Here is a 13,580-nt window from a genome sequence, read left to right as displayed (position 1 = left end):
GCTCACCTTCGGCATCGCGCGCCTTCCTTCCTCGACCGCGGGCACCCGCCCGACATGCAGTTTCTTCGGACGCTACCCGCGCGAGCAGCCGCCGGAACGGCCGACGCATGTCGAACTTGTCACTACCGTAGCTTTCCTACCGCCGACAAGTCGGGCAGTCCGGCAGATCCTCGTCGCCGCCGACCCCGGTGCGCCGGCCTCAGTCCACAGTGGATGGACCGATCGCCCGCGGTACGCCGTCCGCGTGCAGCTCGAAGAACGCCTCCACGTGCTCGACCGGCATCGGCCGGCCGAACAGGTACCCCTGCGCGTAGCCGCAACCCGCCGCGGCCAACGCGCTCAGCTGTTCCGCGGTCTCGACGCCCTCGGCGACCACCGACATGCCGAGCCGTTCGCCGAGGCGTACCACGATCTCGGCGAGCGGCGCGGCCGGCGTGCCGGGCGTGACCGGCTCGGCGATCAGCGCGCGGTCCGCCTTCAGGATGTCCACCGGCAGCCGGCGCAGGTAGGTCAGCGCGCTGTGGCCGGTACCGAAGTCGTCCAGCGCCACCCGGACGCCGAGCGCGCGCAACCCGCCGAGGGTGTGCACCGCGGCCGGTACGTCGGCCACCACGTCCGCCTCACCGGCCTCGACGATCAGCGCCTCCGGCGGCACCTCGTACGCGTCGAGGACGGCGGCGACCTGGGCGACGAAGTCCGACTCGCGCAGCTGGACCGCCGACAGGTTGACCGCCACCTGCACCGGCCGGCCCTCCGCGCGCCAGCTGGCGACCCGGCGGCATGCCTGGTGCAGCACCCAGCCGCCGACCTCGTCGATCAGCCCGGCCGCCTCCGCGATCGGCACGAACTCCTCCGGCCCGACCGTGCCCAGCTGCGGGTGCCGCCAGCGCAGCAACGCCTCCACCGCCACCGGGTGCCGGTCGTCGACCGCCACGATCGGCTGGTACAGCAGGTCCAGCTCGCCGCGGCGGTCCGCGCCGGGCAGCTCGGCGGTCAGCATCGAGCGACGCATCAGCTGCACCTCCAGCGACTCGTCGTACCGCTCGGAGCGGTTGCCGCCCAGCGACTTCGCCCGCCGCATCGCCACGTCGGCGCCCGCCACCAGCTCGTCCGGCGTCGCGGTCGGCCCGAACTCGGCCACCCCGGCGCAGGCGCCGAGCAGCACCCGGCCACCGCCCACCGCGTACGGCTCGGCCAGCACCCCGATCAGCCGGGCCGCGACGCCGTCCGCGGTCGCCGGCGCGCAGCCCACCACCACGGCGAACTCGTCGCCGCCGAGGCGGGCCAGGACGTGGTCGGGCGCCAGCGCCGCGCGCAGCCGCCGCGCCACCTCGACCAGGACAGCGTCGCCGACCTCGCGGCCCCGGGTCTCGTTGACCTCCTGCACCCCGGACAGGTCCAGCACCAGTACGCAGCCGCGCCACGGCCGGGGCCGATCGCGCAGCTCGGCGAGGGTGCGCAACAGGGCCCGCCGGTTCGGCAGGCCGGTCAGCGGGTCGGTGTAGGTCAGCCGGCTGACCTGATGCGAGAGTTCCCGGTGCGCGCTGACATCCCGCAGATGCACCACCACCCGGCCACCGCCGGCTCGTTGCGGTGGTCGGTCGCGCTGGACTCGGTGAACCGCCAGGTGCCGAACCCGTCCCGGAGCCGGCCGCTGACCAGCACCCGCGCGTCGGGCGGGTCGACCAGCAGCTCGCGCAGCTGCTCGGCGAGCGACGGCGCGTCCTCGGGGTGGAACAGCGCGCTGAACGGGCGGCCCAGTACCTCGGCGTCGGACAGCCCGAACCGGCGCGCCGCGGCCGGCGACTGCCAGCGCACGATCAGACACTCGTCCAGCACCATCGTCACGTCGTCCGAGCCGGCCACGATGGAACGGAACCGGGCCTCCTGCTCGGCCAGCTCGGCGGCGTAGCAGCGGACGTCGAACACCGCGAACGCCTCCCGGCCCGCGACCGTGAGCACCACCAGCACCGCGACCCCGGCCGAGTAGGCGCTGAAGGTGCCGACGGTGGCCAGGTGGTAGACGGTGGCGACCACGGCCAGCGCAACCGGCACCGACAGCAGCGGCATCCCGGCGATCGAGCTGGGCTGGGCGACGCCGGAGGTGTCGGTGCGGGTGCCGGTGCGGGACGCTCCGAGGAAGAGCAGCGCCGGCCCGAGGACGGTACCGGCCGCGGCCGCGAACTGCGCGGCCGGAGCGGCGTGCAGCAGCACCAGCACGACCAGGACGGCCTGCCCCAGCAGCACCAGCGCCACGCCGGCGCCGCACGCCAGCGCCGCACGGCGGTACCGGAAGGCACGGGCGGCGATCAGCACCGTGCAGGCCAGCGCCATCGCCGCGATCAGCCAAACCAGCACGGCGAGCAGCGCCCGGGGGCCGGACGGGCCGAGCCCGTCGCCCTCCAACGGCACGATCACCAGCAGCCAGGCCGCGTAGAACACGCTGATCCCGATGCCGAACCCGTCCAGCAGCCGGCGCAGCCGGATCCGCCAGCTCGGCGCGGTGCCGGGCAGCATCAGCAGGCCGAGCAGGCACAGCGCGGTCGAGACGGTGAACCCGACGGCGAGCAGCCGGGCACCCCAGCCGTGCGGTACGGCGGCGAGCACGACCAGCGCGGCCCCGGCGGCGAGCGAGCCCATCGCGAGCATGCCGGCGCCGCGGCACGCACCGTGCGGCAGCACCAGCGCCAGCCGCACCAGCAGCACGGCGCACAGCACCGGGCCGGCGCCGACGGCGGCCAGCGCGACACGGGCCGGCAGCACGCCGGCGAGCGCCGCGAGGATCGCCCAGCCGTACACCACCGGGGCGACCGACAGGAGCACCCACGCCGCCGTCGACCAGCCGGGGTGGCGCAACGCGCGCGAGATAGCCGTCGTCGTCATCGGCCGTCAACCCCCTCTCCCCGGGACCGGCGGGCGCGGGGCGGCTCGCGGGCCGCCTCCCCCGTCTGGCGCACAGTCACCGACACAGGTGACAACGATTCGGGGAACGCGTGGTTCCGGTCACGTTCGCGCCGAGTGTCGACAGATCGATCATCGCGATATATCGTCGAAGCATCGAGAACGGTTGCGAATGATCGAGGAGTCCCGCATGCATCCGCACCAGCACGTCCCCGGCCACCCTGCCGCCGGCCACCCGGTGCCGGTCCATCACCTCGCCGGCCACCACGCTCACCCGGCGCCCCGGCACCACGCTCACTCGGTGCCCGGGCACCACGCTCACCCGGCGGGCTGGCCGCATCCGGCCCCACCCGGCGGTCCGTTCGACACCCCGTCGGGGCCGCCCGGACCGCCACCGCCACCGAACGCCCCGGGCGGACCGTTCGACGACCTCGACGACGACGGCGACTGGCCGGCGGTCTCCCCGGCGACGGGCGACGGGCAGCACTGGCGATCCACCGCCGACGGCACGCCGCTCCCGCCCGTACCGCCCGGACCACCGCAGCCACCCGGCCACGGCTTCGGCGGCCCCGGCTTCGGCCCGCCGGGATTCCCCGGCCCCGGGGCGTACGGGCCGGGGTTCGGGCCGGGCTTCGGGCCGGGCGGGCCACGTCGCGCCGCCCGGGTCCGACGCGGTGACGTGCGCGCGGCCGTCCTCGCGCTGCTCGCCGAGCAGCCCCGCAACGGCTACCAGCTGATCCGCGAGATCGCCCGCCGGTCCGGCGGGGTCTGGCGGCCGAGCCCCGGCTCGGTCTATCCCGCGCTCTCCCAGCTGGCCGACGAGGAGCTGGTCGAGGAGTCGGGCAGCGCCCGGCGCCGCGAGTTCGCGCTCACCGACGCCGGCCGGACCTACGTCGACGAGCACCCGGACGAGCTGGCCGCGCCGTTCGCGAACGCTGCCGAGGCGGCGTCGGACGAGCCGACCGAACTGTGGCAGTCGCTCGCCGCGGTGCACGCCGCGGCCGCTCAGGTGGCGCACGCCGGTACCTCCGAGGCGGTCGAGGCCGCCCGGCGGGTCCTCGACCGAACGAAGCGGGACATCTACCGCATCCTCGCCGGGGACGCCGACGACCACTGACCCCGCGACGCTCGCCCGACCCGGTGCCCGCCGGCCCGGTCCGCACCGGGCCGGCTGCCGGGTCGACTACCGGGCCGTCGGCCGCGAGTGGGACGATGGCCTGGTGGCAAGAGAGCTGACCGCCCGGTTCCGGTACAACGCGGCCCTGCCGATCGCTGCGTTCGTGGCGCTGTGCGGCACGGTGCCGCTCACCGTCGCCGGGTGGCCGTTCGCGTTCGTGCTGCTCATCCCGTTCGCCGTGCTGGTCTGGGGATGGCGGGCCGGGGTGGACGTCCGCGCCGGGCGGCTGGTCGTGCGGTGGCCGGTCGGCTCCCGCACCATCGAGCCCGCCGACATCCGTGGCTTCACCATCACCCACCGGCGGGTCAGCGCGGTGCTCGCCGGCGACCGCACGGTGTGGTTGCCCTCGGTGCCCGGCACTCGGGTGCCGGTGCTCGCCGAGGCGCTCGGACTGCAGGTGGCCGGCGCCGAGGAGGACGGGGACGCCGACGACGGCGGCCCGGCCGGCTCGGCCGCCCCGGACGACACCGCCGGGCAGACCACCGACGGCGACGGTGCCGCGTCCGACGGCGCCGCGCCCGCTCCCGGCTCGCGTCGTTCCGCGCAGACCAGCTGACCCGCGCCGGCCGGAGCGAGCCTGGTACCCGTGGTCGATCGGCGTACCGGTGACCGGCACGCCCCGTCCGCGCGACCCACCCGGCGCCGGGGCCCCGGTCATCCGACGGGGTGCCGGACCGGGGGCTCGGGCCCGGCACCTGCCGCGCTGATCAGAACGTGAGTACCAGCCGGCCGCGGGTGCCGCCGGCGGCCAGTCGCCGGTGCGCGTCGGCGGCCCGGTCGGCCGGGTAGGTGTCGGCGACCCGGGCAGTGAGCACCCCGGCCTCGGCGGCCCGGCGCAGCCCGTCGAGCAGGTCGGTGCGGTGCGCCGACGCGGCGACCATGATCCGGTGCACGGAGATCCGCCGCCCCGGCGTGCCCTCCCAGTACCGCACGGACGCGATTCCCCCGCCGTCGGCCACCGCGGGCACGGCCAGCTCGTCCAGGACGGCCGCGTCGACCAGGCCCGGCACCCCGTCCGGCGCCTCGGCCCGGAAGCGCTGCGCCACATCGTCGCCCCGGGCCACCACGACATCCGCGCCGAGCGCGGTGACCAGCTCGACGTCCGCGGGCGCCGCGTCGGCGAGCACCCGCAGGCCACGATCGCGGCCGAGTTGGATCGCGTACCCGCCGACCGCGCCGGCGGCACCGGTCACCGCGAGCGTGTCGCCGGCCCGCAGTCCCAGCGCGTCGAGCGCGAGGACGGTGGTCAGCCCGTTCATCGGGATGGTGGCGGCCTCGACCGGACTCGTCCCGGCGGGTATCGGAACCGCCTGCACCGCCGGCACCACCAGCAACTCGGTGTAGGCGCCCTTGGTGGCGCTCGCCGGTACGGCGATGGCCATCACCTGTTCGCCGACCCGGTGACCGGTGACGTCGGCGCCCACCTCGTCGATGGTGCCCGCGGCGTCCATGCCCGGCACGTACGGCGGACTCTGCGCGGTGAGGCGGGCGCGCTGGCCACCGGCGCGTAGCAGGGTGTCGGTCGGGTTGACGGCGGCGGCCGCGACCCGGATCCGGACCTGCCCCGGGCCGGCGTGCGGCGCTGGCACGTCGAAGCTGCGCAGCTTCTCGGGCCCGCCGAAGTCGGTCACGCCGATGACCTTCATCAGGGTCCTTCCCACGATTCGTTCCGAATGTTCGTCAGTCATCGAACCATAAAGCGGGGGGCTCGGCGTAGCGAATCGCGCCGGTTCCGCTGCTGGCCCCTGCCCGGTACCCGCGCCGGACCCGTTCCATCCCCGGCGGCGGCCCGGTCGTGCCGGGCGGGCCGCGTCGCGGGCGGTCAGCCGCCCCCCAGGCACGGGTCCTACCCTGACGGGGTGACGACCCACGCCCTTCGCCGGCGGCTGGTGGCCGCCGGCCTCGCCGGACTGCTCACCGTGCTGGCCAGCGCCGGCTGCGCGTTCGGGCCGCCGAACGACGAAGACCAGGGCACCCCGCCGAAGCTGCCGAGCCCGTCGGTGTCGGACTCCGACGACGGCGGCGCCACCGTGCAGGTGATCGCGAAGCGGCTCCGCGTGCCGTGGGGCATCGCGTTCCTGCCGGACGGCAGCGCGCTGGTCACCGAGCGCGACAGCGGCAAGATCCTCAAGCTGAAGTCCAGCGGCGGCAGCGTGGCGAAGCCGACGACGGTGCAGACCGTCAAGGCGTCGGTGCACGATGGGGAGGGCGGGCTGCTGGGCATCGCGGTCTCGCCGAAGTACGCCACCGACAAGACCGTCTTCGTCTACTACTCGACGGCGGACGACAACCGGATCGCCAAGTTCACCCTCGGCAAGACACCGAAGCCGATCGTCACCGGCATCCCGCACTCGTCGGTGCACAACGGTGGCGCGCTCGCGTTCGGCCCGGACGGCTACCTGTACGCGGGGACCGGCGACGGCACGAACACCGGCCTGGCGCAGGACAAGTCCAGCCTGGGCGGCAAGATCCTGCGGATGACCACCGACGGCAAGCCGGCACCGGGTAACCCGTTCGGTGATTCGCTGGTCTACTCGTACGGGCACCGCAACGTGCAGGGCCTCGCCTGGGACCGCAGCAAGCAGCTGTACGCGACCGAGTTCGGTCAGGACAAGTGGGACGAGGTCAACCTGATCAAGCCCGGGCACAACTACGGCTGGCCGAAGGCCGAGGGCAAGAGCAGCAACTCCGCGTACACGAACCCGCTGGAGACGTTCAAGCCGTCGCAGGCGTCCTGCTCCGGTGCGGCGATCTCCGGCTCGATCCTGGTGACCGGTTGCCTCGCCGGCCAGCGGGTCTGGCTGATGCAGCTCGACGGCAAGGGCGGCGTCCTCGGCGCACCGCAGCACACACTGGACAAACAGTACGGGCGGCTGCGCGCGGTGGTGGCCGCGCCGGACGGCACGCTGTGGGTGTCCACCTCCAACAGGGACGGCCGCGGCTCGCCGATCGCCGACGACGACCGGATCCTGCGACTGGTCATCTCCGGCGGCAACAAGGTCGACAAGAGCTGACCGCGGCGCTCCGGCCGGCGACGCTGCGTCACCGCATGTCGGGGTGCTCTGCGTGTGAAGTGGTGGCCGTGCGCACTTCGCGGCACCATGGGTGCCGGCCGTGCCGCCGACCCGACGGAGTTGTTCAGCGTGACCAGTGATCAGGAGCGCACGTCGACGCCAGCCGCGGGAGTCGTCGAGGCCGTCCGCCCGGTCGCCCGGGGGCTGCGCACCGGCGCCGGGCGGGTCCGGGCGGCGCTGACCAGCCGTCCCGGACGAGTCACCTGCCGGTACCTGCTGATGCTGGTGGTGACGCTGATCGGGATGGCCGGTGGGCTGCTGCTGGGCGGGCAACGATCGGCCGCGGTCGGCCCCTTCCAGGCGCACCTGGCGATCACGCCGAGCCTGGTCGGCGACACCCAGGTGCAGATCCCACCGCTCGGTTCGCTGTCGCTGGACAGCCACGACGGGCCGCTGCACCTGACCATCAACCTCGGATCGCTGGACCGCAAGCGCGCCGAGGCGCTGGTCAGCGACCCGAACGGGATCGCGGCGGCGAGCCAGCACGCGATCGGTGACCTCAAACACGGTATCGAGATGCTCGCGATCCAGGCCGGCGCCTCGGCGCTGCTGGGCGGCCTGCTGCTCAACGCGCTGGTGTTCCGGCGGTGGCGGCGCACCGCGATCGCGGCCGGGATGTCGGTGCTGCTGCTGGCCGGCGCCGGCGCTTGGACGGCCGCGTCGTTCCGGCCGCAGTCGATCGAGGAGCCGCGGTACGACGGGCTGCTGACGATGGCTCCCGCGGTGGTCGGCGACGCCCGCAGCATCGTGACCAACTACGGGCAGTACAGCAAGGAACTCCAGCGGCTCGTCGACAACGTCGCCAAGCTGTACGGCACGGTCTCCAACCTGCCGGTGTACGAGCCCAGCGAGGGCACCACCCGGGTGCTGCACATCTCCGACATGCACCTCAACCCGGCCGCCTGGGGTGTGGTGGAGACGGTCGTCAAGCAGTACAACATCGACCTGGTGGTGGACACCGGCGACATGGTCGACTGGGGGTCCAAGCAGGAGGACGCCTACATCTCCAACATCAAGAACATCCGGGTCCCGTACGTGTACGTGCGCGGCAACCACGACTCCGCGGCAACCGCCGCGGCGGTACACAAGCAGGGCGCGATCGTGCTGGAGAACCAGGTACGGGCGGTCGACGGGATCACCTTCGCGGGCATCGGCGATCCCCGGTTCACGCCGGACAAGGAAACCGAGCCGGCCAACCCGAACGATCCGGAGCCCAAGGACGTCACGGTCGAGGATTCCGGCAAGCAGCTCGCCGGCACGATCCAGGGGTACGACAAGGACCACGTCGCCGCGCCGGTGAACGTGGCGCTGGTGCACGACCCGGGGGCCGCGCCGCCGCTGGCCGGCAACGTACCGCTGGTGCTGGCCGGCCACCTGCACCACCGGGAGAACCGCGACCTGGGCAGTGGCACCCAGCTGATGGTGGAGGGCTCGACCGGCGCCGCCGGGCTGCGCGGGCTGGAGCCGAAGACGCCGACGCCGATGGAGCTGTCGGTGCTCTACTTCGACAGCCAGCACGCGCTCAAGGCGTACGACGAGATCAGCGTCGGCGGCACCGGCCGATCCGAGGTGACCCTGCAGCGGCACATCGTCGGCGACGGTGCTCCCGGCGAGTCGCCCTCCCCCAGCGGCTCGGGTTCGGGGTCCCGGTCCGGTTCGTCGTCGCCGACGCCGCGGCGCTGAGCAGCTTCAGCGGCCGGCGAGCAGCTCGCCGGACACCGCCCAGAGCCGTTCGGCCAGCTCCGAGTCCAGCGCGAACGACGCCACGCCGTGCTGGGCGTTGACGGCCTCGCCGGCCTCGTTGCAGTCCTCGAAGTAGCGGCCGCCGATGCCCTTGAGCAGCGGTGAGGTCGCCACGAACACCGAGGTGGCGGCGCCCTGCTCGACGGTCTTCCAGCGCAGCGGGGCGGCACCGGCGGTCTGCGCCCGGGCCCGCAGCGCCTCCAGTTCCGCATCGCTGACGTGGCGCTGCAGGTTGGTCCGGATGCCGCCGGGCATCAGCGCGTTGCTGGTGATGCCGTCGTCCGCCCAGCGCCGGGTCGCCTCGACCGCGAACAGCACGTTGGCCGTCTTGGACTGGCCGTAGGCGAGCCACGGATCGTAGGCGCGGTGCTCGAACTGGATGTCGTCGAAGACCACCGGCGAGCGCCGGTGGGCGCTGGAGGAGACCGACACGACCCGGGCTCCGTCGGCGGCGGCGAGCGCGCGGTGCAGTCCGGTGGCCAGCGCGAAGTGGCCCAGATGGTTGGTGGCGAACTGCAGCTCCAGCCCGTCGGGCGTCCGGCTCAGCGGCGCGGCCATCACCCCGGCGTTGTTGACCAGGATGTCCAGCGGCCCCTGCCAACCGGCGACGAAGGCGGCCACCGACGCGCGGTCGGCGAGGTCGAGCGGCCCGATCCTGATCGCGTCGTTCCCGGTGGTGGCGGTGATGTCGGCCGCGGTGCGCTCGCCGGCGGCACGGTCGCGTACCGCGAGGGTGACTTCGGCACCGGCGCCGGCCAGGGCCCGGGCGGTCTCGACGCCGATGCCGGAGGCGCCGCCGGTCACGATCGCGCGGCGTCCGGTCAGGTCGATGCCGTCGAGCACCTCCGCGGCGGTGGTGGTGATCCCGTACGGCGTGGTGATGCGGGCGCTCATTGCTGCTCCCTGTGATCGATGGTGGCCGGTCCGCCCGGCCGGTAGAATCGGAGAGTCCTCCGCTTTCCGCCCCAGCTTAACCGGAGAACTCTCCGCTTCGCCACCGTTAGCCTGGACACCACCACCGAGCAGGGAGTGACAGGGGTGACCACCGACGCCAGGCCGCTGCGGGCCGACGCGCAACGCAACCGCGACCGGCTGCTCACCGCGGCGGCCACGGCCTTCGCGCGCGATTCGGGCGCGAGCCTGGACTCCATCGCCCGGGACGCCGGCGTCGGCATCGGCACCCTCTACCGGCACTTCCCCACCAGGGAGGCGCTGGTCGAGGCGACCTACCGCAACGAGCTGAACCGGCTCTGCGACGCGGCCGACGAGCTGCTCACCGACCAGCCGCCCGACGTCGCGCTGCGCGCCTGGATGGACCGGTTGATCGACTACATGGCGGCCAAGCACGGCATGGCCGACGCGCTGCGCGCGCTGATCGCCGCCGGCGGCAACCCGTTCGCCGCCAGCCGCAGCCGGCTGACCGCCGCGCTCACCACCCTGCTCGACGCCGGCGTCGAGCAGGGCCTCCTGCGCGGCGACGTCGCCGCCGACGACATCCTGGTCGGGTTGAGCGGTCTGGCGATGCACGCCGCGCCCGACCGGCGCGACCAGCTCGGCCGGCTGCTCGACCTGCTGATGGACGGGCTGCGCCGGCACCCCTGACGGCAGCCCAGGATCGGCCCCCGGGTACGCCGACGGCCCGGCACCCGTCGTCGGGGTGCCGGGCCGTCGGCCGGATCGGGCTACTCGGCGGTCAGCCGGGCGATGATCAGCTCGCGCACCGACTTCGCGTCGGCCTGGCCGCGGGTCGCCTTCATCACCGCACCGACCAGCACGCCGGCCGCGGCGACCTTGCCGTCGCGGACCTTCGCCGCGACGTCCGGGTTGGCCGCGATCGCCTCGTCGACCGCGGCGGTCAGCGCACCGGTGTCGTTGACGACCTCCAGGTTGCGGGCCGCCATCACCTCGGCCGGGGTGCCCTCGCCGGCGAGCACCCCGGACAGCACCGTCCGGGCCAGCTTGTCGGTGAGCCGGCCGCCGTCCACCAGCGACTGCAGCTCGGCGACGTGTGCCGGGGTGGCGGTCAGCTCGGCCAGCTCGGCGTCGTGCTCGTTGGCGTAGCGGGACAGCTCGCCCAGCCACCACTTGCGCGCCGACTCCGGGCTCGCGCCGGCCGCCACCGTCGCGGAGATCAGGTCGAACGCGCCGGCGTTGTCGATCGCCTGCATGTCCAGCTCGGACAGGCCCCACTCGGACCGCAGCCGGGCCCGCTTCGCCGCCGGCAGCTCCGGCAGCTCGGCGCGCAACTTGTCCACCCACTCCCGCTCGGGCGCGAGCGGCACCAGGTCCGGCTCCGGGAAGTACCGGTAGTCGGTGGCGGTCTCCTTGACCCGCCCGCCCATCGTCTCGCCGGTGGCCTCGTTGAAGTGCCGGGTCTCCTGGTGGATGGCGCCGCCACCGTCCAGGATCTCGGCCTGCCGCAGCATCTCGAACCGGACCGTGCGCTCCACGCTGCGCAGCGAGTTGACGTTCTTGGTCTCGGTGCGGGTCCCGAACTCGGTCGCACCGACCGGCATCAGCGACACGTTCACGTCGGCCCGGATCGAACCCTGGTCCATCCGCGCGTCGGACACGCCCAGCGCGCGGACGATGTCCCGGATCGCCCCCACGTACGCCCGGGCCACCGCCGGCGCGTCCGCGCCGGCGCCGACGATCGGCTTGGTGACGATCTCCACCAGCGGGATGCCGGCCCGGTTGAAGTCCAGCAGCGAGTGGGTCGCCCCGTGGATCCGCCCGGTGGCGCCACCGACGTGCAGCGACTTGCCGGTGTCCTCCTCCATGTGCGCGCGCTCGATCGCGACGGTCACGGGCCTGCCGTCGACGTCCACGTCGATCGCGCCGTCGAAGCAGATCGGCTCGTCGTACTGGCTGGTCTGGAAGTTCTTCGGCATGTCCGGGTAGAAGTAGTTCTTCCGGGCGAACCGGCACCACTGGGCGATGTCGCAGCCCAGCGCCAGGCCGATCTTGATCGCCGACTCGACACCGACCGCGTTGACCACCGGCAGCGCGCCGGGCATGCCCAGGCACACCGGGCAGATCTGGGTGTTCGGCTCGGCGCCGAAGGTGGTCGGGCAGGAGCAGAACATCTTCGTCCGGGTGCCGAGCTCGACGTGCACCTCCAGCCCCAGCACCACCTCGTACCGGCTCAGCACGTCGGCGAGGTCGCCGGTCACGGCGGTACTCACGCGGTCACCTCCGGGGTCTGGTCCGCGAGGCGCGGGGACTGGGTCGACTCCAGCGCCGCGGCCACCCGGTACATCCGGTCGTCGGCCATCGTCGGCGCCATGATCTGCAGGCCCACCGGCAGCCCCTCCGACAGTCCGCAGGGGACGGAGATGGCCGGCCCGCCGTACAGGTTGGACGGGATCGTGTACAGGTCCGCCAGGTACATCTGGGTCGGGTCGGCGGTGCGCGACCCGAACGGGAACGCCACGAACGGCGTCGTCGGTGCGGCCAGCACGTCGACCTGCTCGAACGCCGCGGTGAAGTCGCGGGTGACCAGCGTGCGCACCTTCTGCGCCTGGCCGTAGAACGCGTCGTAGTAGCCGGCGGACAGCGCGTACGTGCCGAGGATGACGCGCCGCTTGACCTCCGGGCCGAAACCGCGGTCCCGGGTCAGCGACATGACCTCCTCCAGCGCGCGGCTGCCGTCGTCACCGACCCGCAGGCCGTAGCGCACCCCGTCGAACCGGGCCAGGTTCGACGAGCACTCGCTCGGCGCGATCAGGTAGTAGGCCGGCAGCGCGTACTCGAAGTGCGGGCAGCTGACCTCGACCACCTCGGCGCCGAGCTTGGTCAGTGTCTGCACGCCGGCCTCGAACGCCGCCACCACACCGGGCTCGGCGCCCTGCGCGGCGGCGAACTCGCGCACCACGCCGACCTTCACGCCGGTCAGATCACCGGTCAGGCCACGGCGGGCCGCCTCGACGACCGGCGGTACCGGCGCGTCGATGCTGGTGGAGTCGCACCGGTCGTGGCCGCCGATGACCTCGTGCAGCAGCGCCGCGTCGGTGACCGTCCGGGTCACCGGGCCGGCCTGGTCCAGCGACGAGGAGAACGCGATCAGCCCGTACCGGGAGACGCCGCCGTAGGTGGGCTTCGCGCCGACGGTACCGGTCACCGCGCCGGGCTGGCGGATCGAGCCGCCGGTGTCGGTACCGATGGCGAGCGGCGCCTCGCGGGCCGCGACCGCCGCCGCCGACCCGCCGCCGGAACCGCCCGGGATCCGGCTGGTGTCCCACGGGTTGCGGGTCGGCCCGTACGCGGAGTATTCGGTCGACGAGCCCATCGCGAACTCGTCCAGGTTCGTCTTGCCCAGCACCACCAGGCCCGCCTCGCGCAGCTTGCGCACCAGCGTCGCGTCGTACGGCGGGAGCCAGTTCTCCAGGATCTTCGACGCGGCGGTGGTCGGCATGTCCTTGGTGACCACGATGTCCTTGACCGCGATCGGCACCCCGGCGAGCGGGCCGAGCTTCTCCCCCGCCGCGATCCGCCGGTCCACCTCGGCCGCCTGCGCCACCGCCGGCTCGGCGGCCACGTGCAGGAACGCGTGCACGGTGGGGTCCACCGCGTCGATGCGCTCCAGGTACGCCCGGGTCACCTCGACGGCGGACGTCTCACCGGCGGCGATCGCCGCACCCAACTCCTCGGCCGTCCGGCCGGTCAGCTCGCTCATGCCCGCTCTC

12 protein-coding genes are annotated in these 13,580 nt (G+C 73.8%); 5 read left to right on the top strand and 7 right to left on the bottom strand.

Translation table 11 applies throughout. The annotated features are described in order from the left end of the window. Positions 1-199: 199 nt before the first annotated feature. The 3 genes from Athai_RS10815 to Athai_RS10805 form a co-directional block, all read right to left on the bottom strand. Positions 200-1,570 (bottom strand): putative bifunctional diguanylate cyclase/phosphodiesterase, encoded by a 1,371-nt coding sequence (locus Athai_RS10815; RefSeq protein WP_203961387.1) that lies wholly within the window; start codon positions 1,568-1,570, stop codon positions 200-202. Next, complete coding sequence (locus Athai_RS10810; protein WP_203961386.1) at positions 1,507-2,883, bottom strand: PAS domain-containing protein; 1,377 nt, start codon at positions 2,881-2,883, stop codon at positions 1,507-1,509. The genes Athai_RS10815 and Athai_RS10810 overlap by 64 nt, the downstream gene beginning before the upstream one ends. A gap of 76 nt (positions 2,884-2,959) precedes the next feature. Beyond that, complete coding sequence (locus Athai_RS10805; RefSeq protein WP_203961385.1) at positions 2,960-3,199, bottom strand: hypothetical protein; 240 nt, start codon at positions 3,197-3,199, stop codon at positions 2,960-2,962. A gap of 3 nt (positions 3,200-3,202) precedes the next feature. On the opposite strand from Athai_RS10805, the gene Athai_RS10800 reads away from it, so the two are divergent. Continuing rightward, positions 3,203-4,018: a PadR family transcriptional regulator gene (locus Athai_RS10800; protein ID WP_239156857.1), complete on the top strand. Its 816-nt coding sequence runs from the start codon at positions 3,203-3,205 to the stop codon at positions 4,016-4,018. Between the two features lie 103 nt (positions 4,019-4,121). Further along, the gene (locus Athai_RS10795; RefSeq protein ID WP_203961384.1) at positions 4,122-4,634 is read left to right on the top strand and encodes a PH domain-containing protein; all 513 of its coding nucleotides are present in this window, start codon (positions 4,122-4,124) and stop codon (positions 4,632-4,634) included. 151 nt (positions 4,635-4,785) lie between these two features. Here the strand turns inward: Athai_RS10795 and Athai_RS10790 are convergent, their stop codons facing one another. Beyond that, positions 4,786-5,724 (bottom strand): NADP-dependent oxidoreductase, encoded by a 939-nt coding sequence (locus Athai_RS10790; RefSeq protein ID WP_203961383.1) that lies wholly within the window; start codon positions 5,722-5,724, stop codon positions 4,786-4,788. Positions 5,725-5,937: 213 nt separating this feature from the next. Between Athai_RS10790 and Athai_RS10785 the strand changes: the two genes are divergently transcribed. Beyond that, the gene (locus tag Athai_RS10785; protein WP_239156856.1) at positions 5,938-7,092 is read left to right on the top strand and encodes a PQQ-dependent sugar dehydrogenase; all 1,155 of its coding nucleotides are present in this window, start codon (positions 5,938-5,940) and stop codon (positions 7,090-7,092) included. A 129-nt stretch (positions 7,093-7,221) separates the two neighbouring features. Beyond that, a complete protein-coding gene (locus Athai_RS10780) occupies positions 7,222-8,835 on the top strand; it encodes a metallophosphoesterase (RefSeq protein WP_203961381.1) in 1,614 nt (537 codons plus the stop codon). Between the two features lie 6 nt (positions 8,836-8,841). Here the strand turns inward: Athai_RS10780 and Athai_RS10775 are convergent, their stop codons facing one another. Then, the gene (locus tag Athai_RS10775; RefSeq protein WP_203961380.1) at positions 8,842-9,789 is read right to left on the bottom strand and encodes an SDR family NAD(P)-dependent oxidoreductase; all 948 of its coding nucleotides are present in this window, start codon (positions 9,787-9,789) and stop codon (positions 8,842-8,844) included. A gap of 144 nt (positions 9,790-9,933) precedes the next feature. On the opposite strand from Athai_RS10775, the gene Athai_RS10770 reads away from it, so the two are divergent. Further along, on the top strand, positions 9,934-10,497 hold the full coding sequence (locus Athai_RS10770) for a TetR/AcrR family transcriptional regulator (RefSeq protein WP_239156855.1): 564 nt from the start codon (positions 9,934-9,936) through the stop codon (positions 10,495-10,497). An 80-nt stretch (positions 10,498-10,577) separates the two neighbouring features. On the opposite strand, the gene gatB is transcribed toward Athai_RS10770, so the two are convergent. Together gatB and gatA are read right to left on the bottom strand one after the other, a co-directional pair. Further along, positions 10,578-12,080: an Asp-tRNA(Asn)/Glu-tRNA(Gln) amidotransferase subunit GatB gene (gatB, locus tag Athai_RS10765; protein ID WP_239156854.1), complete on the bottom strand. Its 1,503-nt coding sequence runs from the start codon at positions 12,078-12,080 to the stop codon at positions 10,578-10,580. Next, a complete protein-coding gene (gene gatA / locus Athai_RS10760; RefSeq protein ID WP_203961379.1) occupies positions 12,077-13,570 on the bottom strand; it encodes an Asp-tRNA(Asn)/Glu-tRNA(Gln) amidotransferase subunit GatA in 1,494 nt (497 codons plus the stop codon). Before gatA ends, gatB begins: the two co-directional genes overlap by 4 nt. Positions 13,571-13,580: the final 10 nt, after the last annotated feature.

The organism is Actinocatenispora thailandica (assembly GCF_016865425.1).
GTDB classification, from domain to species: domain Bacteria; phylum Actinomycetota; class Actinomycetes; order Mycobacteriales; family Micromonosporaceae; genus Actinocatenispora; species Actinocatenispora thailandica.
Note: the sequence above shows the minus strand (reverse complement) of the source record. Positions and strands in the feature narration are given on the sequence as shown.